Annotated in this window: 19 protein-coding genes; 7 read left to right on the top strand and 12 right to left on the bottom strand. The window is 61.7% G+C overall.

The genetic code is table 11. The features are described from left to right. Window positions 1–34 precede the first annotated feature (34 nt). Window positions 35–781, top strand: a complete 747-nt coding sequence (locus PseuLF5_RS27255) for a S24 family peptidase (protein WP_123463785.1) — start codon at window positions 35–37, stop codon at window positions 779–781. Window positions 782–2,036: 1,255 nt separating this feature from the next. Beyond that, entirely contained in the window at window positions 2,037–3,593 is a 1,557-nt protein-coding gene (locus tag PseuLF5_RS27250; protein ID WP_123463783.1) for a methyl-accepting chemotaxis protein, read from the top strand. Window positions 3,594–3,653: 60 nt separating this feature from the next. Here the strand turns inward: PseuLF5_RS27250 and PseuLF5_RS27245 are convergent, their stop codons facing one another. Beyond that, a complete protein-coding gene (locus PseuLF5_RS27245) occupies window positions 3,654–4,466 on the bottom strand; it encodes a YfaP family protein (protein ID WP_336347934.1) in 813 nt (270 codons plus the stop codon). A gap of 3 nt (window positions 4,467–4,469) precedes the next feature. After that, complete coding sequence (locus PseuLF5_RS27240) at window positions 4,470–5,891, bottom strand: DUF2300 domain-containing protein (RefSeq protein WP_445262427.1); 1,422 nt, start codon at window positions 5,889–5,891, stop codon at window positions 4,470–4,472. On the opposite strand from PseuLF5_RS27240, the gene PseuLF5_RS28395 reads away from it, so the two are divergent. Next, the gene (locus PseuLF5_RS28395; protein WP_411353431.1) at window positions 5,793–6,098 is read left to right on the top strand and encodes a hypothetical protein; all 306 of its coding nucleotides are present in this window, start codon (window positions 5,793–5,795) and stop codon (window positions 6,096–6,098) included. The genes PseuLF5_RS27240 and PseuLF5_RS28395 overlap by 99 nt on opposite strands. Here PseuLF5_RS28395 and PseuLF5_RS27235 read toward each other — a convergent pair. The 4 genes from PseuLF5_RS27235 to PseuLF5_RS27220 are packed head-to-tail and all read right to left on the bottom strand — an operon-like array spanning window position 6,091 to window position 13,839. Further along, entirely contained in the window at window positions 6,091–10,665 is a 4,575-nt protein-coding gene (locus PseuLF5_RS27235; protein WP_340135055.1) for an alpha-2-macroglobulin family protein, read from the bottom strand. The genes PseuLF5_RS28395 and PseuLF5_RS27235 overlap by 8 nt on opposite strands. Then, window positions 10,662–11,312: a DUF1175 domain-containing protein gene (locus PseuLF5_RS27230; protein ID WP_340135059.1), complete on the bottom strand. Its 651-nt coding sequence runs from the start codon at window positions 11,310–11,312 to the stop codon at window positions 10,662–10,664. Before PseuLF5_RS27230 ends, PseuLF5_RS27235 begins: the two co-directional genes overlap by 4 nt. Further along, window positions 11,297–13,009 carry a DUF2138 domain-containing protein gene (locus PseuLF5_RS27225; protein WP_340135054.1) on the bottom strand — a complete coding sequence of 571 codons (1,713 nt, stop codon included), beginning with the start codon at window positions 13,007–13,009 and terminating at the stop codon, window positions 11,297–11,299. The genes PseuLF5_RS27230 and PseuLF5_RS27225 overlap by 16 nt, the downstream gene beginning before the upstream one ends. A gap of 38 nt (window positions 13,010–13,047) precedes the next feature. Further along, entirely contained in the window at window positions 13,048–13,839 is a 792-nt protein-coding gene (locus PseuLF5_RS27220; RefSeq protein ID WP_186746114.1) for a YfaP family protein, read from the bottom strand. 499 nt (window positions 13,840–14,338) lie between these two features. Here PseuLF5_RS27220 and PseuLF5_RS27215 point away from each other — a divergent pair, with 499 nt between their 5' ends. The 4 genes from PseuLF5_RS27215 to PseuLF5_RS27200 all read left to right on the top strand — a co-directional run bounded on the left by PseuLF5_RS27215 (window position 14,339) and on the right by PseuLF5_RS27200 (window position 19,510). Continuing rightward, window positions 14,339–14,581, top strand: coding sequence for an exodeoxyribonuclease VII small subunit (locus tag PseuLF5_RS27215; protein WP_003228627.1), 243 nt, complete (start codon window positions 14,339–14,341; stop codon window positions 14,579–14,581). Further along, on the top strand, window positions 14,578–15,465 hold the full coding sequence (gene ispA / locus PseuLF5_RS27210) for a (2E,6E)-farnesyl diphosphate synthase (protein WP_123463771.1): 888 nt from the start codon (window positions 14,578–14,580) through the stop codon (window positions 15,463–15,465). Before PseuLF5_RS27215 ends, ispA begins: the two co-directional genes overlap by 4 nt. Before the next feature lie 91 nt (window positions 15,466–15,556). Then, the gene (gene dxs, locus PseuLF5_RS27205; protein WP_340135053.1) at window positions 15,557–17,455 is read left to right on the top strand and encodes a 1-deoxy-D-xylulose-5-phosphate synthase; all 1,899 of its coding nucleotides are present in this window, start codon (window positions 15,557–15,559) and stop codon (window positions 17,453–17,455) included. A gap of 171 nt (window positions 17,456–17,626) precedes the next feature. Continuing rightward, window positions 17,627–19,510, top strand: coding sequence for a TonB-dependent receptor domain-containing protein (locus tag PseuLF5_RS27200; protein WP_340135052.1), 1,884 nt, complete (start codon window positions 17,627–17,629; stop codon window positions 19,508–19,510). A gap of 15 nt (window positions 19,511–19,525) precedes the next feature. Here PseuLF5_RS27200 and PseuLF5_RS27195 read toward each other — a convergent pair whose 3' ends face one another. From PseuLF5_RS27195 to thiL, 6 genes are all read right to left on the bottom strand, one after another. Continuing rightward, window positions 19,526–20,326, bottom strand: a complete 801-nt coding sequence (locus tag PseuLF5_RS27195) for a cobalamin-binding protein (protein ID WP_340135051.1) — start codon at window positions 20,324–20,326, stop codon at window positions 19,526–19,528. Next, window positions 20,326–20,745, bottom strand: coding sequence for an MFS transporter (locus tag PseuLF5_RS27190; RefSeq protein ID WP_123463764.1), 420 nt, complete (start codon window positions 20,743–20,745; stop codon window positions 20,326–20,328). The genes PseuLF5_RS27195 and PseuLF5_RS27190 overlap by 1 nt, the downstream gene beginning before the upstream one ends. Continuing rightward, on the bottom strand, window positions 20,742–21,359 hold the full coding sequence (gene ribA / locus PseuLF5_RS27185) for a GTP cyclohydrolase II (RefSeq protein WP_123463762.1): 618 nt from the start codon (window positions 21,357–21,359) through the stop codon (window positions 20,742–20,744). Before ribA ends, PseuLF5_RS27190 begins: the two co-directional genes overlap by 4 nt. Before the next feature lie 254 nt (window positions 21,360–21,613). Next, on the bottom strand, window positions 21,614–22,351 hold the full coding sequence (locus tag PseuLF5_RS27180) for a substrate-binding periplasmic protein (RefSeq protein WP_123463760.1): 738 nt from the start codon (window positions 22,349–22,351) through the stop codon (window positions 21,614–21,616). 34 nt (window positions 22,352–22,385) lie between these two features. Further along, a complete protein-coding gene (locus tag PseuLF5_RS27175) occupies window positions 22,386–22,889 on the bottom strand; it encodes a phosphatidylglycerophosphatase A family protein (protein WP_003228639.1) in 504 nt (167 codons plus the stop codon). Beyond that, window positions 22,886–23,851 carry a thiamine-phosphate kinase gene (gene thiL / locus PseuLF5_RS27170; RefSeq protein WP_340135050.1) on the bottom strand — a complete coding sequence of 322 codons (966 nt, stop codon included), beginning with the start codon at window positions 23,849–23,851 and terminating at the stop codon, window positions 22,886–22,888. The genes PseuLF5_RS27175 and thiL overlap by 4 nt, the downstream gene beginning before the upstream one ends.

Raw genomic sequence — 23,851 nt, 5'->3', positions numbered from 1 at the left:
AAACCGCTCTGGCACGGCCGTAGACTCCGTGTTTATGAGAAAGAACACTAGCGGTCCACGATTCAAGGCACTCCTGGAAGCAGCGAACATCACCACCACGGGATTCGCAAAGTTCTGGGGCACGGAAGCCCAAAATGTCCACAACTGGTACACCCGGGGCGTCCCGGCGTATCGCATGGAAGAAGTCTCACGCCTGCTGTCCGTCAACAGCGAATGGCTCAAAACCGGCGAAGGCCCCAAGGAGTCGCCTGGCCTGACGCCGCCCGCCAGCAACGGCGACACCTTCGATGCCCACGCCATCCGCGGCGTCTACACGGTCGTCGACCCCAATGACATCGACCTGACCTTCTTCAAGGAAACCCCGCTCACCAACGGTTCCGGCAAAACCCACGTAATCCAGGACCCGGACCAGACCATCCGCCTGCTGCGTGCGCACCTCGACAACCTGGACATCCGTCACGCGGACGCCATCTGCGCGCACATGATCGGCAACAGCATGGCCGACCGCATCGAAGACGGCTCCGTCGTCGCCATCGACCGCGGTCTGACCCAAGTGGTTGACGGCGAGATCTACGCCATCGAACACGACGGCATGCTGCGCATCAAATACCTGCACCGCATGCCCGGCAACGGCCTGCGCCTGCGCAGCCACAACAGCGCCGAATACCCGGACGAAGTCTTCCACCCCGCACAGATCGAAGAGCAACGGATTCACATACTGGGCTGGGTGTTCTGGTGGTCGACCCTGAGCAAACGCCGGCCGGTGGTGCCGTTTCTCTGATCTCACGGCCTGCAAAGCCCACTGTAGGAGTGAGCCTGCTCGCGATGAGGCCCTGATAATCGGTACAAATCTCGAATTTGTTCGACTGCGGTCGCTCTAACCCGCACTTCAGGCTGGGAATCCCAAGCAAAACTCAGTATCCTGCGCCCCACATTTGCGCATCGACCCGCTCCCGCGGCCCAGATGACGCCTGACGCGGCAGACCAACGTCTGACCAAGTCCCACAGCCGGACGCAGATCCGGGTGTACGTTTTGAAGGCTGGCGCGGTTTACCAAAAATAAGCCAAGCCAGTCCCCGAGAAGCCGGCCACAAGCCGGCTTTTTAATGCCCGCAGAAAAACCAGGTCAGAGGCTTCTGACGATCAGAATCTGCTGGTGTGCTCCCCGATCTGGCGCATGGATAAATTAACGCGAAGTACAACCAGCACAGGTTTGGTACCTGGCTGACCGCGCTGAAACGAATCAGGCAACTTTCCATCGCGGGCAACTTTTAAAAAGTCACCGCCCATCCAGATTGCCCGACAACAAAAATAAGACTTATGAATAACTGAAACTAAAAAATCTAATTTATAAAGCCTCTTGGCTATTAGTCGAATACTGGCCCACTGACAACAGCGATTATAGTACCCACCACAAAATCCAATCCGACCACCAGTTAGTTTTGGAACCAGAATGTCTTTGAGCCAATACCCGTTGGGTACGATACCGATAGATGAGAAGCTACTGCAATTACTCCACGCGATAGAGAGTGCGCGCATCGCTTGGAAAACTACAACCAATCAAGTAAATGCAGCATGTGATGATGTGTGGCTAGCTCGAATGTGGGAAGTGGAAAAGCTCGAAAGCCAGTACAGAGCCTGTCAGGACCAACTGTTTTTTTACCTGAAGCAGCTGGTTCACATCTAAGCTTAGCAGTCCATACAGCAACTGATTCCGCAGGAAAGTCCGTGGATACGGGCTACCCAGATCACGACAACCCTGCCTATTCGACTAAAGAATGAGTCATGTTGTTTTATCTGCATTTGATGCCTTTGGCCAACCGCCAAAGAGCGCTCACAACTCAGGCGGGCTTTAAGCTGTAACCTTTCAGTTACCCGGCATTATATAGCAGCGACGCCGAATACTTTTCTGAGCAACAGACTGAAAATTACTCGCCCACCCCAATCAATAGCAGCCGCAAGGTTAAAGATTAACGACTCATGGTCGACATCAGAGCACCAAGATCAATCTAAACCCATTACTACCTGGAGTCCTTATGTTCGGCTGGATCAGCGATATCCGTGTCAGCGCTAAACTTAGTCTGGGGTTTGGACTGGTATTAGGACTTACTTTGTTAATCGCAGCCTCTGGCTGGTATGCGGTTAACGCACTGACCGAGCGCGGTATCAAGATTGAGAAGATTGCTCAAGTCAGTAATTACACGAAAGACTTGCGAATCATTCGTTTACGCATAGGTAGCAATCCTCAACCGGATGCCTATCAACCCTTGCAGCAAACGCTGGATAGCCTGTTGGCCCACCTGACCAGTGTCAAAGGAGAATTCATCATTGCGGTAGATCAAGAGCTGATTCAGCAACAGATCAGTGCAGCGACGGAATATGGACAACTGCTGCATGAACTGCTCAGGCCCAACATTGATCAGGCACCGATGTTCAAACGAATGGCGCAGTTGGGCGATCAGTTGCTCGACACCACGCAAAAACTCATTGATTCGCAAAACGCCAAGCGCGCTACCGATGCCGAATCCGCCAAAACCCTGCTGAGCCTTGTAGCCGCCCTGGCTTTGCTGCTCGGCACACTGGCGGCATGGGTTATTACTCGACAGATCGTCACCCCGCTACGAGGCACACTTGAGGCGGTCAATCGTATTGCCGAAGGTGATTTAAGCCAGCAGGTTCAGGTTGATCGGCGTGATGAGTTGGGCCTGTTGCAATCGGGTCTACACCGGATGACGCTGAACCTGCACGAACTGATCGATGGTATTCGCAGCGGTGTCATCCAGGTAGCAAGCGCTGCCGAACAGCTATCGGCCATTACCGAGCAAACGAATACAGGCGTGAACAATCAGAAAGTCGAGACTGATCATGTTGCCACTGCAATGAACGAAATGACCGCCACTGTGCAAAACGTCGCACGCAATGCCGAAGAAGCGTCGGCTGCCGCAACTGTCGCAGATCAGCAAGCCTGCGAGGGGGAGCAGATCGTCGGTGACGCCATCGCTCAGATCAAGCGTCTGGCGGAGGAACTCAACCGCTCGGCAGAGGCTGTACGCCACCTACAGGAACAAAGCGACAAAATTGGCGGTGTGCTGGATGTGATCAAGGCCGTAGCCCAGCAAACCAACTTGCTGGCGCTGAATGCCGCAATTGAAGCGGCTCGCGCAGGAGAGGCAGGTCGCGGTTTTGCAGTGGTTGCCGATGAGGTGCGTAATCTGGCCTTGCGCACCCAGCGCTCCACTGAAGAAATTGAAAGTCTGGTCGCCGGTGTGCAAAGCGGCACTCATGCCGTCGCGTCAGGCATGGACAGCAGCCTGCTCCTGAGCGAAAGCAGCGTGGACTTTACCCATCGCGCCGTCCACGCCTTGGAAAACATCACCGCCAAGGTATCCATTATCCAGTCCATGAATCAGCAGATCGCCACCGCAGCGGATCAGCAAAGTGCCGTAGCCGAGGAAATCAATCGCAGCGTGATCAACGTTCGCGACATTTCAGATCAGACGGCAAGTACCTGTGAAGAAACCGCGTCGTCGAGTATTGAACTGGCGCGGCTGGGGCATGAACTGGAAGGTCTGGTTGGTCGTTTCAAAGTGTGAACCCGAGGTAGGCGCTGCCCGCCCCTGGCGGCGCCTGGCCTCACACCGTCGAGAGTGAATTCACGGATAACTGAACGACTTCACCAACGTCAACTCCCCCACCGCCCGCATCGGCACCACAAACGTCTCCATCTTCTCGCTCGGCGTGCCTTCCTCGGTAATCACCGTCACCTGCGCCGTGGTCAACGCCTGCGCCGCCTCTTCTCCACCCTCATCATCCCCGCGATAGCCACCGCCGAAATAATTCACATACACCAGATACTGCCCCTTGATCGGCGCCGGCATGGCGAAGATTTCCGGGCCATAGCCGGTGGTGACGTCGACGTCGAGCGCTGCGCCGTTGGCGGCGCTGCGGTCGCCGTACCAGATGTGCGCGCCATCCGGGGTGACGAGGTGCAGGTCGAGGTCGGTGCCGTCGCTGTCCCACGACAGCAGTACGCGCAGTTTCGCCGGGGTGGCGCCGCCGCTGGTGTTGAGGAACTGGGTGCGGTGGCGTTGCTGGCCGTCGGGGCTGCGCACTTCGACGCTGTTGCTGCCGTTGGGGAAGGAAAACGGGCGGTCGAAGCGGCCGCTGTCGCCGATTTTCAGCGGCATGCTGACGCCGTTGACGATCAGGCGACCGGGTTCGTTGTTCTTCGGCGTGGCCTTGATCTGGCCGCTGATGCGGGCGGTGTTGGCCTGGCCGAGCGGGGTGTTGACCGACGAGGCCGGGTAGTTGACGGTTTGGCGGAAGCTTTCGCCCTCGCCTTCGGGGGCGCCACTGCGCCAGCCACCGATCGGGGTGTCGAGTTTGACGCCGTCGGCAGCCATCACCGGCGATAACGCGGTCAACGTGCAGAGCAACAGCAAGACCTGTGGATAACGGAGTGTCATGGTCTATTCCAGCAAGAGGTGACGGGCGAGCCCTTCGATGTAGGTTTCATCCTGGCCATTGGGATGTGCTTCAAAGGCCAGGTGCAGGTATTCGTGCGTCAGGTCGAGGCGATCCTGCAACGTCAGCACGCCACGCACGTAAATGCGCTGGCGCTCGCGATCGACAAACGGGCGGCCAAACGCCAGTTTGCACACCGCGAAGGTGCTGACTTCGTTGTAGCCGGTTTCGCTTTCCAGCGTCGGACGCCAGCCGCGTCGCTGTTTCTGCAGCCAGTCCTGCGCGGCGGGCAGTGCTTCACAGGAAGCGACCGGGTTGTCCCACCGGCTGAGGCTGGCGCGTGGATAGGCGTGCAGCAAAATGGCGTCGTAGCGCTGACCGGCGTTGGCTTGTTCGACGGCTTGTTGCCAGGCGAGCTTGTCCGGGCCGGGTTGATCGGAGTGATAGGTGACGGTGCTGCCGGCCAGTACCAGATCCGCCGTCCACGCCGCGATGTTGCGTGACTCGGCCGAAGCTGGACGCGGGGCGACGCGCTGGCGGTTACTGCTGTCGTCGATGCTCAGGCAATCGCCGTTGCGCGTGGCGTTTTGCAGCAGATAGGTACGGATCGCCACGGCCAGCGCCTTGGCCGCTTCTGCAGGTTCCGGTTTGGCTTCGCGCTCAAGGACGCGGGCGACGTATTCTTCGCGATCGAGCCGGGCGACCAGTTTGTCGTTGAGCAGAAACAGTTCACCGGCGCTGTGGATATCCAGCGCATTGCCATTGGCGAATTCGACGCGGTAGTCGCCTTGCAACGGGCCGGACGTCACCAACCGCTCGCCCGCCAGGACCCGCGCCAGCGGATAACGCGAGAACAGACCGACTTCGACACAACGCCCCGCCTCCGCCGGCCATGCCGCTGGCAACACCGTCGCCAATGCCTGCCCGTAATGCCGCAGAACCATCTGACTGGTGCCGCGCCCGCCAGCCCAGACCGGCGCACCGTCCGCCGTCCAACCGGCGAAACCACCCTGGCGCGATTGCGGATCCTGATCACCGAGCCAGCTCCAGGTCTTCACCCGCAAGCGCCCGCCCAGCTCACCGACGACATTGCCGTCCGCCGCGTTCAGTACCACGTCGAGTAATACGCGGCGCATCTGATCCTGCGCCGGCAGCACCGCCAACACCTTCAGCAACTCAGCCACGGAAACCCGCGTAGCCGGTTGCACCGACGGTAAGTCGAGCAACCACGACGGCGCCTGCCGCGCCTGCCAATACGTGCGCCAATCGGCAGAAGCGATGCCCAGCCGCGCCGGCTCAAAGTACAACCCGCAGGATTTCACCAACGCCTGATCACGTTCGATCTTGCCGCCCGCCGAGCAGCAATAAACCTCTTCCTTCGACTGCCCGCGACATTCATATGCGGGCTCGCGCGCACCGGTATCCACCAGCCACGCATAGACGAACAATTTCCACAGACTGCCCAGCGGCGTATCCAGCGTCGCCGGCAAGGGCTCGCGGGCGATCAGTTGCGTGTGATTCAACGACAACAACTCGCCCTTGTACGCCAGCCGCAGCGGTTCCTCCTGCGCCGTCGCCAGCGCAGGCATCACACACATCAGCAGCCACAGCAGCGGCCGGTTCATGTCAGTTGACCGTGACCTGACCGAGGGCGGCTTTCGCTTCCTGGGCCTGATGCTGCGGCGCGTAGACCTGAGTGAAACGCACCGGCGGCAGGTTGAACTGGCCCTTCTGTGAGAAGCGCACGAGATGACGCAGGCGCAATTCGCCGCTCAGCGCATCCACCGGCACCGCGTAGGCCAGTTGCCCCGGTTCGAAGCGCGCCTTTTCCAGCGCGGTCGGCTCGGTGCCATCCTTACCCTGCAACTTGATGCCCCACGTCGTGCGCTCGACATCGGCGCCGGGTGGCAGCGGCACTTCGAGCATGCCGTAACGCAGCGGTTTCGCAGCCTTGCTGGTGAGGATCACTTCGTCCAGGTACAGGCTGTCGCTGGACAGCGGTTTGCTGCCGACCGGCTCCAGCTTGAAGGTGAACGCCTCGTCGCCCGGCACCAGTCGCGACAGGCGCCGGGTGATGGACACGGCCATTGGATCGACCGCCGGTTGCCGGGTCTGGAAACTCAGCGCCGCGCGCAGTGGGCGCTCCTGCGTGCCGGACACCGTCAACACGCTCGGCACCGGTGTCGCACCCTGCCACGTCCAGAACATCTCACCGGTTGCGCCATAGTTTTTCTTCCAGCCGTCACCCGGCGTCAGTGCGATGGTCGGCGAGGCCTGGGTGATGCTGCGTTGCAACCAGCTCAGCGCCAGGGCGCGTTCGAGGGTCGATTGTTGTGGTAGCAGACGTTGCAGCAACGTCGTCGCTCGCGCCTGATCGAACGGCTGCAGCGACAGGTTCAGCGCTTCGGCAAACGGCTGCGAACTGACCGCCAGACGCTGTTGCGCCGCGCCGACCTGACGATTGAACGCCTCCGGCAGCGCCACTTTCGCCTGGGTCGCCAGCGACGCGGTCAACACCCGCGCCGCCGCCAGACCGAGCGCCGAATCCGGGTCGTTCATCACCAGGCTGTTTTCGCCGTCGTCCATCAGGGTTTCGGCGTTACCTTCACCGGCCTTGGCCAGATCCTCCATCAACCCGCTGAGCAAGGTCTTCACCGGCAAATGCATCTGCTTGGCAAACGACAGAATCAGCGCCCGTTGCAGCAATGGCGTGTTCGGCGCGTGCTTGGCGTACACCTCCAGCACGCGCTGCCAGTGCTCCGGCGGCAGGGTCAGCTCCAGCACCTGACTGGCGTTCCAGTCGGCGTAGTAGGCATAGGCAGTAAGGAACGCATCCGGCTCGCCGTCATAACCCCACCAGGTGAAGCTCGCGGACGGCCCGGCCATTTGCACCAGACGCAGCCGGCTGTTCTGCATGATCAGACGCAGGCGATCACGGATCTGCGGGCTCGACGCCAGCGATGGATAAGCGATGCTCAGCGGCAGCAAACGGCTGGCGGTCTGCTCAACGCCGCCGTACGGATAGCTCAGCAGATCATCGAGGGCCGAGCGGAACAACGCTTGCGGACTGTCATCCAGACGCAGGCGAATATCGGTGGCGTCCGCCGGCAGGCTCAACGGGGTATCGCCGCTGGCGACGTCGAGGCTTTGGGTTTGCGTGACTTGCCAGCCATCACCGGTGGCGCTCAGGCGCACGGCCAAAGCGTCAGCGGTTTTGCCGTCCTGCACCAGTTCGGCAGTCCACTCCCCCGCGGCCAGGGCGAACGCTGGCAGCGGCAGGTAGTTGATGCCGTTGTTCAGAGTTACCGGCAGGCGTTGTTCGGCGCCCGCGTAGTGCGTGACCAGTTCAGCCTTGACCGGTTTCTCGGCTTGGCTGAAGGCGAACACGCCGAGTTGCGGCTGATCGCCCTTACGGAATGTGCTCGGCCCGCTCCACTTCAGGTACAGCGGTTTTTCCGAACGGACGAACTGCTTCTTCTGCCCGACCTGACCGTCATCGGCAATGGCCCGCGCGGTGATGCGCCAACGAGTCAGTGAGTCCGGCATCTTGAAGGTGAAACGGGTTTTGCCGTCGGCACCGGTGAGCAACTCTGGCTGCCAGGCGGCGGTGTCGACGTCTTCACGACGCGGACGCTCCAACACTTTCACTCCGCGTTCACTGCGGTTGGCCTTGCCCGGCGCGCCAGGGCTGCCCGGCAACGCGACGTCGTAACTGATGAACGACAGGCTGGCGCTGGTGCGTACGTTGTTGCGACGCGGGTGATAGAAGAACTGGTCAATGGTCGGCGCGACTTCCGGTTGCAGCGCATAGACCATTTCATCGACCACGCTGACGGTCAGGTGCGCCGGCACCGCTTTGCCGGCGAACTGGGTGGTCAGGTCAACCGTGACGGTTTCGCCCGGCTGATACACCGCTTTGTCGGTGCTGATTGCCACGTCGATTTGCGGCGCGACCACCTTGATCCCGGCGTTCTGGAAGCTGTACTGACCGCCCTTGGTGTACAGCACCGAGAAGGTCAGGTTCGGCGCGAAGTTGTCCTTCACCGGAATGCGTGCGCGGTATTGGGTGTCACTGAGCTTTTCCAGTTTCAGCCAGTCGCCGCCCTTGGCCAGCAGCGCGGTGGCTTCGACCTTGTCGCGTTCCAGCGACAGCAGGGCATCGCTGACCGGCTCCGGGAAGGTGATCAGCGCCAGCGCTTCATCGCCGGCCTTGTACTCGGGCTTGTCGAGGACGATTTCCACAGTGCCCGGCACTGCTTTGACGCCCTCACCCGTGACCGAATGGCCGGTGGCGCCGAGGACGCGACCGTGCTGATCTTTCAGCGTCAGGTTGTAAGTGCCCGGACGTTCGAAGGTGATGCTGAAACCCTTGTCAGTCGCTGCGAGTTTGCCTTCACCGGTGCTCTGGTCTTCCAGACGCACCCAGCCGTAACTGCTCGGGGTCACTGCTTTGCTCTGCTCGCTGCCGCCCTCGTTGGCGTAGCTGAACGCGACTTTGTCGTTGACCGCGCTGAAACGTTGCGGCGCGTTCAAACGGAAGCTCGCGGCGCCACGATCAATGAGGATTTCCTTGGTGGTCTTGACCCGATACGCCGCACCATCGCTGGCGAACACGGTCAGCATGTAGCGGCTCGGTTTGTCGGCGGCCGGCAAGTCGAGGGTCGCATTGCCCTTGCTGTCGGTGGTCAGTTCAGTGCTGGTCAGTTCCACCGGGAATTGCCCGAGGTATTGCAGCTCGTTGTCGACCATCGACAATTGCTGGGCACGCAGGCTCAGGGTCAGTTTGGCGTTGGCCACCGGTTTGCCGTCCGGGTAGAGCAGCACCAGGCTGCCTTTGACCGGCTCGCCGGTGCGGTAATCCTGTTTGGCCAGGTTCAGCGAGATCTCGAAGTGCGGCTTGATGTACTCGGCGACACGGAAAGCACTGCTGTAAGCCTGATCCTTATAGTTGAAACGGATCTCGTAACCACCGGCCACGGCGTTGTCCGGCAGCTGGAAACGGCCCTGGGTGCCGGCCTTCGAATCGAGTTTCAGGTCAAGGTGTTGCAGCTCGGTGCCAGTAGCGTCGAGCACGCTGACGGTGACATCCGCCGCGCCAGGCAACACCGAATCCCGCGCATTCTTGAACTCGCGACCAACGATTTTCAGCGACACCCAGTCTCCCGGGCGATACAGCGGCCGGTCGGTGAAGGCATAGAGTTTGGTGTCGTAGATTTCGCTGTCGTAATAGAAGTTCTCGGAGACGAACACCCCGCCCTCTTCGTCTTCGCCGATGACGAACGAACGCTCGGGGCTGACGTGTTTCAGGCGCAGCAAACCATCGGCATCGGTGGCGCCGCTGCTCATCACACCGAGGCCGTCGGTCCACAGCACGTTGACCTTCGGCACCGAACTGCCTTCGTGTTTGCGCGCCGCCCAGACCAGCAATTCATCGCCGGCAATCTTGCTCACCGCCACGGTGTTGGAGACGAAGACCATGGTGGTCGCGCGGTACTTGCCGATCAGCGCTTCAACCAGATACAGGCCCGGCTTCAACTGGCCCAACGGGATGTAGACGTTACCCGGTGCGACGCTGACGAAGTCGCTGGAAGAACCGGCCAGATTGACCCCGGCCGGCGGCTGGATCGGTTTGGCCTGCCACAGCGGATAGCGGAACTGGCTGACCACCGGCAGACCTGGAATCAAGGCGAATTGCGGCTGCGCGTCGTACGGCGTCGGCGCGACCATGGCGTTGCCCATCTTCAGTTCCGGCACTTCCTCGGTGACTTGCTTGCGCGACTCGTAGGAGAACGCGCGCTGCATCACCCGGCGGGATTTGCGGTACCAGTTGTCCCACAGGTACGCGAGGGTGTTGGACAGGCCTTCGCCCTTGAACTGGCCGTCGCTGACCACACGGTGCAGGTTCTTCTGGCGCTTGAGGAAATCCAGCGGCTTGTCGATGCGGTACACGCGAATGTCGGCGCCGCCATAAGGTTCCATGCGGAAGCGGCGATAGTCGCGGCCCGGTGCTTCGAGGCGCACCATCGCCTGTTCGTCCGCCGCGAAACTGCTGTCGGCGAGCAGGAAGAAGCTTTCACCGGAGACCGGCGTGTAGCCGCTCGGCTCCACCGAATCTTCAGCGTTGACAGTCGCCAGTGGCAGCAACAGCGCCAGCAGCAGAGGAATTCGAGCGCAGAGTCGCAACATGCGGGCACCGGTCATTGGGAGAGAAAGTTCAGTCGATAGACGCCGATGAAGTTGGGGTTGGCTGCGTCGGGTATCCATCGGGTGTCCTTCCATGTCATGAGTTGCTGCAGGCTTGCCGAACGCATGCCGTTGTCAGTCGGGGTGGTCGTGCCGGTGTGATAGGCGATGTAGCGGCCCATCCAGATCATCAGGTGCTGGTCGTCGCCCTGATCGAAAAACATCAGGTCGCCGGGGCGCGCCTGAGACACGTCGCGGCTGACCAGATGGCTGTTGAACTGAATCAGTTTGATCGCGTTGACGTACGGCCCGACCTTGCCGCCGCCCTGCTGCCATTGCTGGGCGAGCTTGCGCTGCTCATCGCTCAGCGACAGCTCCGGCGGCAGATAGCGATTGGACAGGCCGTTGCTGCGCAGCCACTTGTCGTCATGGACTTTCAGCGCTTCGTTGGCGGCGAAACGCACCAGTCCGGCGCAGTCCTGCTGATACCAGCGCGGGCTCGGGCCCTGACTCAGTTGCTCCTGAGCGATGCGCACGAACCAGGCGCGGAACACCTGGGATTGCGCCGGATCGAGCGCCGGCGGTTCGATGGCACGAGCGCCCGCACTGAGCAACAGCGCGAGCAGGCCGAGGCTGCGGATCAATGCCGTCACAGCGCTTTCCATTCCAGCGGCAGCCATTGCCAGTGGCCGTCAGGCTCGCTGCCTTGCGGCAGGGTCAGGGCGTATTTGCCGTAGCCGCCGAGGGTGCGCAGTTTCGGGATCAGGTAGGTTTGCGCGGCGTTGTAGAACACCGGCTCCATGTCCTGCGGCAGGCTGTCGAGGGTTTCCTGTTGCATCAGCTGCGCCATCGCGTCCGGGCCGAAGTAGATCGGCATCAGCACGTCTTTGGGCAGCACGTCGGCCATCGGCGGGAAGCGCTTGTCGAGGGTGCCGAGGGCCTTGTCGACCAGTTTGTCGTCGAGGGAAAACAGCAGCGTCGAACCATGACGGGCGAGGCTGACTTTCATGAAGGCGCGGCCGCTGATCGCGTCCGGGTTTTCGGCAGTTTTTGCCGCGTAAGGGCCGAAGTTCGAGCTGACCTGACGCTGCCAGACGTGGTTCTGGCCTTGCTGTTTCTCGACCACCGGGAACACGCTTTCTGCAACGTTGGGTTCGAAAGCGCCGACCATCGAGCCGAACAACTTGCCGAGATCGCCATCGAGCTTGCTGCTGTCTTCGTCCTTCAGGCTCGCCACCAGCAAAGGTGTGTACAGCCGCGAATCGGCGTACCAGCACAGGCCCGCCGCGCCGGCCACGTGCTCGGTAAGGGTCTGCGCCACGGCCTCTTCGGCGCCCAGTTTCACCAGCAATGGTTTCTGCGGTTCGGCGGCCACCGGCAGGGTCACGCAGGCACTGGCACCGAGCGGCATGGCTTGCCACACCGGTTTGAAATCGAAGTCCGGCTGGTTATCCAGCTCATCCATGGCGAGGTAGCTGTGCCAGCCCTTGTCGTCCATGTCGAAACGCAGGCCGGCGAAGTTCGGAATAAAGCGCTGATAGCCCATGGCAAGGACGCTGGCGTTGACCGACAGACGCTGTTTGGTTTCCGGGGTTTTCGCCGGCAGACCGAACGCTTCAGGGAACAGTTTTTCGCCATTGAGCAGCGCCGCCAGCGCTTGTGGCGAGACGTGGCCCGACTCTTCAGACGCACCGCTTTGCGGGTCGTAGTACTTGGCCGGGTTGGACACCACCACCAGTTTGTCGCCGTGGGAAGCGAACAGCAGGGCTTTGCTGGCGTTGTAGGTCAGTTGGTACAGCGGCACCGTATCGCCACCGACCTTGAGTTCGCCCATCTGACTGAGCTGCGTGTCATCCAGCGCAACTTTCGCCAGCGGCTCCAGCAGTTTTGCCAGCCCGCCACGATCCATTACCAGCAGGAAATCCTTGAGCCGGCCATCAGCACCACGCCACAGCGCCACATCGGCCGGTTGATCGAAAAGCTGTTCGATCAGGCTGTCCTGCAGTTTCAGATCATGCTCGTAGATGATCCGGCGCAGACTGCCGATCAGGCCGAGGCGGTCAGCGTGAGTTTCGTAATAGAAGACGAAATCCTCGGTGAGCGTGGCCTTGAGGAACGGCACCGTCAGCAGGTCCTTGGGCAACTGGCTCAGGGAGCGGGTTTCCAGCAGCGCATCGGGGCGGCTCAGGCCAAGTTTGTCGCTGGCCAGTGCAGCGGGCGGCAACTTGGGTTTGTGCAGCAGCCAGCCGAGCCCACCGGCCACGCCGGCCACCAGGGCCAGGCCGATCAGCAGCGCCGGCCAGCGCCGGGAAGGTTGGCCGGCAGGTGTCGGGACGGCCGGAGAAGCAGCGTTATCACTCATGTTCACAAAACCCGAAGTTCATCCGTGGTGCGGGATGCTTAATAGTTGAAAGTCTTGACCAGCAGCAGATCACCGATCGCCCGCAGGGGCACGATGAATGTTTCGCGTTTTTCGTCGACCGTGTTTTCGTTGAGCACCAGCGTGATCTGCGAGGTGATGACCTCGTTCTGATTGCTCGCCTCCTCGAAGTTATAGCCGCCGTCGCCGAAGTTGCCCCAATAGTTGACGTAAACCAGATAAGTGCCATGCAGCGGCGCGGTCATGGTGAACATTTCCGGGCCGGGGCCATCGACGCCGTCCGGATCGAGCCCGCCGCCGTTGGTCAGCGCCGTGTGGGCGAAGAACGCATGCTGGCCGTCCGGCGTGATGATGTGCAGATCGAGTTCGGCCTTGGGATCGTCCCAGCCCAGCACCACGCGGATCTTCGCCGGGGTGCGCAGGTTGTTCGCTTCATAGAACTGCACGCGCTTGAGCGACTGGCCCTCGGCGCTGCGCACTTCGACACTGTTGGAGCCGGCGCCGAACGCATACGGCCGGGCGAAACGCCCGTCATCGTCGGTGTACAGATTCAATGGATTGCCGTTCACCGCCAGCGTGTGCGGCCCGCGCTGATTGCCGATGGCCTTGAGCTGGCCCTGAATCATCGTGCGATTGCGCTGAATGCCACGGTCGATCGGCGGCGTGGGGTAAGCGACTTGCGGGTTTTCACTGCGATCGAGCAGGCCGTGGTAACGCCAGCCACCGGACGGTTCCGACAGTTCAGCATTCGGCGCCGCGAGCAGCGCAGGCGCGCAGGCCAGGCCAATCAGCAGCCAAAGAAATGAACGCATGTAATGCCTCCTGCCATGCCTGAACGAAACCTTGCACCCGATCCTCGGTACTTCACAGCGGTGGAAACTGCGTTTCGTCTGAAAGACCCGTGACTGCCGGGTCGTAGAAGGCGCGAAGATTAGCGATTCGGCAGTTTTTTAACAATCGGATACATCTGCATTTGCGGTGGGAATCACGCAGTTTTGTTGAGCGTGAGCCGAATAGCGCGGTTATTCGGCTCACAAAATGAGCCGAATACGCCTCAGCCCCGACATTTCACATTAACTTTGTGGCGAGGGGATTTATCCCCGCTCGGCTGCGCAGCAGTCGTAAAACCGGCGACTTCGATTTTCCTGAGAGTATCGGTTGTCTGATTCCAGGGTTGCTGCGCAACCCAACGGGGATAAATCCCCTCGCCACAGGGTTATGTGCGCGGCTTTGGACGGGGCACCTCATTTGCCCATAAACCCCCTATCTGCTAGTGTCGCGCCGGTTTAACGTCAACCGGAAACTGCCGCCATGGCCCGCAAAAAAGCTGCACTGGATTTCGAACAGTCCCTCGCCGACCTGCAAACACTGGTCGAGCGTCTGGAGAACGGTGAATTGTCGCTGGAAGACTCGCTGACCGCTTTCGAGCAGGGCATCGGCCTGACCCGTGACTGCCAGGCAGCGCTGGCCCAGGCCGAGCAGAAAGTGCAGGTGCTGCTGGAGCGCGATGGCGAACTCGCCGAGGAACCCTTCGACGCGGAACAGCCAGAATGATTGCGGCGTATTCGGCGACCAGCCAGGCCAGGGTCAATGCGGCACTGGAAACCCTGTTCAACGCCCCGTTGCCGCAATTGGCACGCCTCTACGAAGCCATGCGCTACAGCGTGATGAACGGCGGCAAACGCGTGCGGCCGCTGCTGGCCTATGCGGCGTGCGAAGCGCTCGGCGGCAAGGCTGAGCAGGCCAATGGCGCAGCCTGCGCGGTTGAGTTGATTCACGCCTATTCGCTGGTGCACGACGACTTGCCGGCGATGGACGACGACGATCTGCGTCGCGGCCAGCCCACCACCCACAAGAAATTCGACGAAGCCTGCGCGATTCTCGCCGGTGACGGCTTGCAGAGCCTGGCCTTCAGCGCCCTGCTCGACCCGCGCCTGAGCGACCTCGACGCCGACATCCGTCTGCAACAGGTCACGGCGCTGGCGCACGCGGCAGGCCCGGCGGGCATGGTCGGCGGTCAGGCCATCGACCTCGGTTCGGTCGGTCTGAAACTCGACCAGCAAGCCCTTGAACAGATGCATCGGCACAAAACCGGGGCGCTGATCGAAGTCAGCGTCAAGCTCGGCGCCCTCGCCAGCGGCCGTGCCGAACCGGATGAACTCAAGGCCCTGCAGACTTATGCACAGGCCATCGGTCTGGCCTTCCAGGTGCAGGACGACATCCTCGACGTCGAAAGCGATACCGAAACCCTCGGCAAACGCCAGGGCGCCGACATCGCGCGCGACAAGCCGACCTACCCGGCCCTGCTCGGTCTCGACGCGGCCAAGGCCTACGCCCTGGAACTGCGCGACCAGGCCCTGCACGCCCTGCGACCGTTTGACGCGGCAGCCGAGCCCTTGCGCGAGCTGGCCCGGTATATCGTCGAGCGGCGCAACTGACGGCGAATCAGCCAAAAAAGACCAACGCGTGGGCAGGGGGCGATGCATCAGGTAAACTGCCGCATCTTTTATACCTATAACGATTCGCCTGATGCCCACGACGTTTCATGAGATTCCCCGCAAGCGCCCGACCACGCCCCTGCTCGACCGCGCGAACACGCCGGACGGCCTGCGCCGGTTAGGCGAAGCCGAGCTGGAAACCCTGGCCGATGAGTTGCGCCTGGAATTGCTCTACACGGTCGGCCAGACCGGTGGGCATTTCGGTGCCGGCCTGGGCGTCATCGAGCTGACCATCGCGTTGCATTACGTGTTCGACACCCCGGATGACCGGCTGGTGTGGGACGTGGGTCATCAGGCGTATCCGCACAAGATCCTCACCGGTCGTCGCCAGCGCATGGAAACCTTGCGCCAGAAGGACGGCATCGCTGCCTTCCCGCGTCGCGCCGAGAGCGAGTACGACACCTTTGGCGTCGGCCACTCCAGCACCTCGATCAGTGCCGCGCTGGGCATGGCGATTGCCGCCCGCCTGCAAAACAGCGATCGCAAGGCGATCGCGGTGATCGGCGACGGCGCGTTGACCGCCGGCATGGCCTTCGAGGCGCTGAACCACGCGCCGGAAGTGAACGCCAACATGCTGGTGATCCTCAACGACAACGACATGTCGATCTCGCGCAACGTTGGCGGGCTGTCGAATTATCTGGCGAAGATTCTTTCCAGCCGCACCTACGCGAGCATGCGTGAGGGCAGCAAGAAAGTCCTGTCGCGCCTGCCCGGTGCCTGGGAAATCGCCCGTCGCACCGAAGAATACGCCAAGGGCATGCTGGTTCCCGGCACCCTGTTCGAAGAGCTGGGCTGGAACTACATCGGCCCGATCGACGGCCACGACCTGCCGACCCTGATCGCCACCCTGCGCAACATGCGCGATCTGAAAGGCCCGCAGTTCCTGCACATCGTCACCAAGAAAGGCAAAGGCTTCGCCCCGGCGGAAGTCGATCCGATCGGTTACCACGCGATCACCAAACTCGAACCTCTGGATGCTCCGGCCGCTGCGCCGAAAAAGGCCAGCGGGCCGAAGTATTCGGCGGTGTTCGGCGAATGGCTGTGTGACATGGCGGCGGCTGACCCGCGCCTGGTCGGGATCACCCCGGCGATGAAGGAAGGCTCGGACCTGGTGGCGTTCAGCGAACGCTTCCCGCTGCGCTACTTCGACGTGGCCATTGCCGAACAGCACGCCGTGACGTTCGCCGCCGGTATGGCCTGCGAAGGCGCCAAACCGGTGGTGGCGATCTACTCGACGTTCCTGCAACGCGGCTACGACCAGTTGGTGCATGACGTCGCGGTGCAGAACCTCGACGTGCTGTTCGCCATCGACCGCGCCGGTCTGGTGGGCGAAGACGGCCCGACTCACGCCGGCAGCTTTGACCTGTCGTACCTGCGCTGCATCCCGGGTATGGTCATCATGACCCCGAGCGATGAAAACGAACTGCGCAAGATGCTCACCACCGGCCACCTGTACAACGGCCCGGCGGCAGTGCGTTACCCGCGCGGCACCGGCCCGAATGCGGCCATCGACAAGGATCTCGAGCCGATCGAAATCGGCAAGGGCATCGTCCGTCGTCAGGGCAGTAAAGTCGCTCTGCTGGTGTTCGGCGTGCAACTGACCGAAGCCCTGAAAGTCGCCGAGAAGCTGGATGCGACCGTGGTCGACATGCGCTTCGTCAAGCCGCTGGATGAGGCACTGGTGCGCGAGATCGCCGCTGGCCACGAGCTGCTGGTGACGATCGAAGAGAACGCGATCATGGGCGGCGCCGGTGGCGCGGTCAGCGAGTTCCTGGCGCGGGAAAACATCCTCAAGTCGATCCTGCACCTGGGCTTGCCGGACATCTACGTCGAGCACGCGAAGCCTGCGCAAATGCTGGCAGAGTGCGGGCTGGACGAGGCCGGCATCGAGGCCGCGATCCGCGAGCGTCTGCAACTGCTTAACCGCTAATCCGCTAATCCGCTAACACACCGTCCCTGTGGGAGCGGGCTTGCCCGCGAAGAGGTTGGCACATCCAGCATCCATGTTGATTGTGCCGACGCTTTCGCGGGCAAGCCCGCTCCCACAGTGTTTTGTGCCGCTACGAAATCTGTGTACACCTGAAAGACCTACGGATCACCGATGAACCGCTCGTGCCTCGCCCTGCCCCTCCTCTTGCTGACGACCGCCAGCGCTTTCGCCGAGACCTTCGAACGCGACGAAGCCCTGAAACTGCCGGACACACTGATCTCCGCCAACCGCCAGGTCGAAGCGCGCAACGACAGCAGCGCGGCCAATACCGTGTTCACTCGCGAAGACATCGACCGCCTGCAACCGGGCAGCGTCACCGACCTGCTGCAACGGGTGCCGGGCGTGCAAGTGGCGCAGGCGGGAGGGCGCGGCAGTCTGCCGGGGATCTACATTCGTGGTACGCAGTCGGCGCAGAGTCTGGTGCTGGTCGACGGCCAGCGCATCGGCAGTTCGACTTCCGGCGACAGTAACCTGCAGCACCTGAACATCGACCAGATCGAGCGTGTTGAAGTGCTGCGTGGTTCGCGCTCAGTGATTTACGGCAGCGATGCGATTGGCGGGGTGATCCAGATCTTCACCCGACGCGGCACCGAGCAAAGTCTGCAACCGCGTCTGCACCTGGGCTTCGGCAGCCATCAGACCAGGGAACGCAGTCTGGGGCTTGCCGGCGGTGACGAGAAAACCCGTTTCAATCTTGGCGCCAGTCTCGATGAGACCGCAGGCCTCGACCGCACTCACGAGTCCTATCCCAGCGATAGCGATCACGACGCCTACCGCAACAAGGCCATCAGCCTGAGTCTCAGCCATGCGCTGACCGATGACATTGAAGTCGGCGTCAATCTGCTGGATAACCGTGGAAAGAGCGAGTTCGACAATCCATTCGGCCGCTTCGACACAAGCACCTTCGCGTCGGTGCAGCAGCAGCCCTACAGCGACTTCAATGTCAGCAGTGTCAGCAGCTACGTCGATGCGCGAGTCAACGAAGCCTGGAAAACCCGCGTCGAGTTCGGCCACACCGAGAACCGCGAGAAAACCCTCGACAAGCTCAGCGACGAGCGCACGGTGTTCAACACCTACCGCGATTCGGTGAACTGGCAGAACGACCTGACCCTGGATGCACGCAACAGCCTGATCCTCGGCGGCGACTGGTACGAAGACCGGATCAACAGCAGCACCGCGTTCGAGGAGAACAGCCGCTGGAACCGCGCCGCGTTCATCCAGCATCGGTACCAAGCCGACAGTTTTTCCACGGAACTCGGCCTGCGCCACGATGACAACCAGCAGTTCGGCGGCCAGAACACCTGGAGCGGCACCTTTACCCTGCCGCTGAACCCGGACAACGACCTGCTGTTGAGCTACAGCGAAGGCTTCCGCGCGCCGACCTTCAATGACCTGTATTACCCGGACTTCAGCAACCCGGCCCTGAAACCGGAAACCTCGAAAAGCTATGAGCTGCAATGGCGCAGCCAGTTGAGCGATAGCAGCCGCCTCGAAGCGTCGATTTACCGCACGGACCTGGAAGACGCGATTATCTTCGGCAGCAACTCACGCCCGGAAAACGTCGCTTCGGCCCGGATAAACGGCTTTGAAGCCGCGCTCAAGCAGGAGCTGTTCGGCTGGCAGAGCAACCTTGGCGTGGCGATCATCGACCCGCGTGATCGCGACACCGGGCACACCCTGGCTCGTCGCGCGCGGCGCACGATGAGTTGGGATCTGGATCGCCAGTTCGATCGACTGAGTCTGGGTGCCAGTTGGCAGACGGTGAGCAGCAGCTACGACGACAAGGACAACACCCAGTCATTGGGCGGCTACGGCTTGATCGGCTTGCGGAGCAGTTGGGCGCTGAACCGCGAGATCACACTGGATTTGAAGGTCGATAACCTGCTGGACAAGGGTTACAGCCGTGCACTGTACAGCTATGACGGCAGCCAGTATGGCTATCGCGAGGAAGGTCGGGCCTGGGTGTTTGGGGTGACCTGGACGCCGGGGCTCTAAACCTCGCCACAAAAATCAGCGTTGTGGCTGAAGGAGATGGCAAAGCTTGGCGGTCGCCTCGATCATCTGCCCGCTCGGGCGCTCCAGCCCCTTATCCGTGACCAACAGCAACTGCCCACGCGCCACCGCATCCACCTGCGACCAGGCTTTCCAGGCATCAAGCTGGGCCTGATCGCCGGCCAGAATCACCTCGGGATTGCGCTGCAACACCGCCTCGATACTGATCTGCGGCGCCGGCAGGCTCAGGTCGGCGAACACGTTGCGCGCGCCACACACCTCAAACGCATCGCTGATGATCTGCCCGCCACCGACGGTGTATAGCGGCTTGTCCCAGACTTGGTAGAACACCTTCAGCGGCGCGTCCCGGCGATAGTGTTGGCGCAGACCTTCGAGTTTGGCGCGCAACTGCGCCGCCAGTTTCACCCCTCGCTCAGGTCGCCCCAGTTGAGCGGCAATCGCTTCAATTTGCGCGGACAGCTGTTCAAGAGTGTGCGGTTCGGCGACATAAGTCGGAATATTCAGGCGTTTGAGCTGATCGCGTTGCGCCGGGCCGACACTGCCGGGCCACAACAGCAGCAAATCGGGCTTCAAACTGAGCAGGCGCTCCATGTCGAGCTGACCGTAGCGGCCCACTGACGGGACATCCTTGAGCGCCGCAGGACGCTCGCCGGCATCGAGCACGCCGACCAGCAGATCAGCCGAATCCAGCTCAACGACGATTTCAGACAGGGAAGGCGCGAGGCTGACCACCCGCAGGCTCGCCAGCACCGGGCCGGCGCAGGCCAGCAGCAGAACCGCCAGCCACAGACGGCGCATCAGCCGAGTTGACGCGGGATGCGATAGAGGTAGAACAGTACGGCGGTGGACAATGCCAGCAGCATCAACGGCACCGCTTCGAGGCCGACGAACACCGCCAGTGCACCGATCCACGCCGGCAGTGCGGCCACAAGAAACGCCGCACGACGGCGGGCCGCGAGGGCAATCCATGCAGCAGGCTCTTCGGCAGTGTCGAGGGCTTTTTGCGTGGCGATCAGCGCATGTTTGTAGCGGCCAAAAAACTTCAGGCTGACAAACATCGAAGCGACGCCTGCGATAAAGAACGGCATCGCCAACACCGGCAGAAGGCCCTCACCCTGACCGAACAGCAGGTTGAGTACGAACAGCGGCAGCAACGCCAGCGCCAGGTATTTCCACCAGTCGACCGCCAATCGGCGTCGTACCTGCCCCCTCGTCACGCGCGATCGACCTCGCCCTGATGCTCGTTGCCCATCATGTGGTCGAGTTTGCTGGCCTTGGTTGCCAGGTACAGCTTGTTGTGCGGGTTGTGCCCAGTGTGCAGCGGCACGCGCTCGGCAACGGTGATGCCCATGTCGGTCAAGGCTTTGACCTTGCGCGGGTTGTTGGTCATCAGGCGCAGCGACTTCACGCCCAGATGCTCGAGCATCGGCAGGCACATGGCGTAGTCGCGCTGGTCGGCAGCAAAGCCCAGGCGCTCGTTGGCTTCAACGGTGTCGGCGCCGCCGTCCTGCAATTCATAGGCGCGAATCTTGTTTAGCAGCCCGATGCCACGGCCTTCCTGACGCAGGTACAACAACACGCCACGACCTTCACGGGCGATGGCCTTGAGCGCGCCTTCCAGTTGCGAGCCGCAGTCGCAACGCTGGCTGAACAAGGCGTCGCCGGTCAGGCATTCGGAGTGCAAACGGCCGAGTACCGGGGCACCGTCGGCAATGTCACCCAGGCTCAGCACAACGTGCTCGCGCCCGGTGCTTTCATCGAGAAAACCGTGCATGGTGAATTGCGCAAAAGGCGTGGGCAGCTTGGAAGCGGCGACAAAGACGACAGGCACCGGTGTGCTCCTGATCTAAAGAGTCTGAAAATTCGCAGGCGGGCATTGTAACAGCAGGTTCCTGCAGACGCTTAGGCTGAATTATCGGGCATAACGATCAAAAAGGTTGATAACACCGCCCCCAACATTTCTTTACCTGTGGGAGCTGGCTTGCCAGCGATGGCGTAATATCTGCCGCCATTGTGGTTACTGACCCAACGCTATCGCTGGCAAGCCAGCTCCGACAAAACTCTTTAGCAGCCGGTCAATCGCGTTCAATTTGCCTCGAACGGATACGGCTGCTTCCACTTCTCGAAAATCGGTTTCAGCTCACCACTGTTCACCAACTGCTCCATGCGCCTGTCGAACAGTGCCAGCAACGTGCGCGCCTGCGGCGTGTCGGCGAAACACAGGTACAGCGGCAACTCGGCGATGTGGGTCTTGCGAAACTGCGCCGGATCCCTGGCCCGGCCGAGCACGTAATCAATTTCGGTCAGTGCGTCGATGTAGTAGTCGGCGCGGTTGTGGGTGAGCATCGACAGGATGCCGGTACGCCGGATGACTTCATTGTAGTTGCGCACATTGGGCAGGTATTTCTGATAGTCATAACCACGCACCCAGGCCAGTCGATAGCTGCCGAGTGTCTCGGGGGTCGGCGGCGGGTTGCTCGCAAGCCCCAGGGCATAGATGTGGTCGGTATCAAAATTCCAGCGCGGGTACAGCAGGTCGCTGGCCTCGTCATGATAGGAGCCGACGCACGCGTCGACTTCACCGCGCTCTGCCAGACCGACCGAGCGGGTGTAGGGCTCGCTGCGAATGTCGAGTTTCACCCCGGCGGGTTCGAACACCTTGCGCAGCACGTCCCAGCCCAGGCCATGACCGTCGGCGGCGGTGTAGTCTTCCCAGTCTTCGCTGGCCAGGTGGATGACCGACGGCGCGTGCGCAGCTTCCTGAGCACTGGCGACAGTGCCCAGCAAGATCAGAAAAACCAGCGCCAGCCAGCGTCGCGCCATCCTTAGTCTCCTCACTGAACCCGGACTCTCCGGATCAGGCGAAAATCCATACCAGTCCTTGCATCGCAAGCCAGGCAAACACGCCGGCCAGCACGTCGTCGAGCATGATCCCGACGCCACCGTGGACATGCCGGTCGATCCAGCGAATCGGCCACGGCTTGAGAATGTCGAAGAAACGGAACATCAGGAAACCGGCCAGCAACCAGTACCAGCCTTCCGGCACCAGCCACAGGGTGATCCACATCCCGACCATCTCGTCCCAGACGATACCTTCGTGATCGTGTACCCGCAGATCGTCGGCGACCTTGCCGCACAGCCAGAAGCCGAACAGCATGGTGATCCCGAGCATCAGCCAGTAACCCCAGTCGGGCAACATCTGCCACAACGGGATAAAGGGTAGCGCAACTAACGAGCCCCACGTGCCCGGTGCTTTCGGCAAAGTGCCCGAACCGAAGCCGAACGCGAGGAAATGCCAGGGATTGCGCCAGACCGATGGCGGCACGAATTCGGCCGGAACCTGCTTCGGGTGATCTGTCACGGTGTCTCCTGAAAATGTTGATAGCCCCGGATTTGCGGGGTGATGTCGTGTCCTTCGCGATCCAGCAACGCCACGCCCTGCCCTTCACTGACACGGCCGATCACATGGATCGGCCAGCCGTCGGCCAGCAACGCCGGCAACTCGACGGACGGCAGGGTGAAGGCCAGCACATAATCATCGCCACCACTCAACGCCGCACGCTCGGCGCCGCGCTGGCCGAGAAATGCCACTAGAGCATCCGACAACGGTACGCGCTCGCGTTCAATCTCGAGCCGCACCTTCGAGGCCAGGGCAATGTGGCCACAGTCGGCGAGCAAGCCATCGGAGATGTCCAGCGCTGAACGGGCCTTGCCGCGCAGGGCCTGTCCGAGGGCGAGTTGCGGCTGCGGCGACCAGTAGTGATCGAGCAGCGGCTGGGCGATGTGCGGTTCGGCTTCACGCTGGCCCAGCACCAACGGCAAGGCGCCGGCGGCATTGCCCAGCTCACCGCCGACACACAACAGGTCTCCCGGCTGCGCACCGCTGCGGGTCAACGCCTGACCGGCCGGAACACGCCCGAACACAGTGACCGTCAGACTCAACGGCCCGCGCGTGGTATCGCCGCCCACCAGCGCGACGCCGCAGCTTTGCGCCATGCGGTTCAAACCGCCGGCATAGGCTTGCAGCCAATCGGCGGTCACCGTCGGTACAGTCAGGGCAAGGGTAAAGGCAACGGGCGTGGCGCCCATGGCGGCCAGATCGCTGACCGCAACGGCCAGCGAGCGCTGACCGAGCAGAAACGGATCGCAGGGGTCGGCGAAATGCACACCGGCCACCAGCGTATCGGTGGAAATCGCCAGCTGCTCCCCGGAAGGAACAGCGAGCAAGGCGCAGTCATCGCCGATCCCCAGCGCAACGCCTTCGCCGCCCTGCGCACAAGGCGCGGCGGCGAAGAAATTGCGGATCAGCTCAAACTCGCCCAT

It is taken from the genome of Pseudomonas sp. LF-5 (genome assembly GCF_037626295.1).
Taxonomy (GTDB): domain Bacteria; phylum Pseudomonadota; class Gammaproteobacteria; order Pseudomonadales; family Pseudomonadaceae; genus Aquipseudomonas; species Aquipseudomonas monsensis.
This window is presented reverse-complemented; position numbering and strand designations above follow the sequence as displayed.

Bases quoted from the DNA above. Each gene is read 5' to 3' on its own strand.
- PseuLF5_RS27230 (WP_340135059.1), bottom strand. From the start codon at position 11,312: ATGGAAAGCGCTGTGACGGCATTGATCCGCAGCCTCGGCCTGCTCGCG.
- PseuLF5_RS27255 (WP_123463785.1), top strand. From the start codon at position 35: ATGAGAAAGAACACTAGCGGTCCACGATTCAAGGCACTCCTGGAAGCA.
- PseuLF5_RS27250 (WP_123463783.1), top strand. From the start codon at position 2,037: ATGTTCGGCTGGATCAGCGATATCCGTGTCAGCGCTAAACTTAGTCTG.
- PseuLF5_RS27195 (WP_340135051.1), bottom strand. From the start codon at position 20,326: ATGCGCCGTCTGTGGCTGGCGGTTCTGCTGCTGGCCTGCGCCGGCCCG.
- PseuLF5_RS27225 (WP_340135054.1), bottom strand. From the start codon at position 13,009: ATGAGTGATAACGCTGCTTCTCCGGCCGTCCCGACACCTGCCGGCCAA.
- PseuLF5_RS27215 (WP_003228627.1), top strand. From the start codon at position 14,339: ATGGCCCGCAAAAAAGCTGCACTGGATTTCGAACAGTCCCTCGCCGAC.
- PseuLF5_RS27220 (WP_186746114.1), bottom strand. From the start codon at position 13,839: ATGCGTTCATTTCTTTGGCTGCTGATTGGCCTGGCCTGCGCGCCTGCG.
- PseuLF5_RS27200 (WP_340135052.1), top strand. From the start codon at position 17,627: ATGAACCGCTCGTGCCTCGCCCTGCCCCTCCTCTTGCTGACGACCGCC.
- dxs (WP_340135053.1), top strand. From the start codon at position 15,557: ATGCCCACGACGTTTCATGAGATTCCCCGCAAGCGCCCGACCACGCCC.
- PseuLF5_RS27235 (WP_340135055.1), bottom strand. From the start codon at position 10,665: ATGACCGGTGCCCGCATGTTGCGACTCTGCGCTCGAATTCCTCTGCTG.
- thiL (WP_340135050.1), bottom strand. From the start codon at position 23,851: ATGGGCGAGTTTGAGCTGATCCGCAATTTCTTCGCCGCCGCGCCTTGT.
- PseuLF5_RS27180 (WP_123463760.1), bottom strand. From the start codon at position 22,351: ATGGCGCGACGCTGGCTGGCGCTGGTTTTTCTGATCTTGCTGGGCACT.
- PseuLF5_RS27245 (WP_336347934.1), bottom strand. From the start codon at position 4,466: ATGACACTCCGTTATCCACAGGTCTTGCTGTTGCTCTGCACGTTGACC.
- ispA (WP_123463771.1), top strand. From the start codon at position 14,578: ATGATTGCGGCGTATTCGGCGACCAGCCAGGCCAGGGTCAATGCGGCA.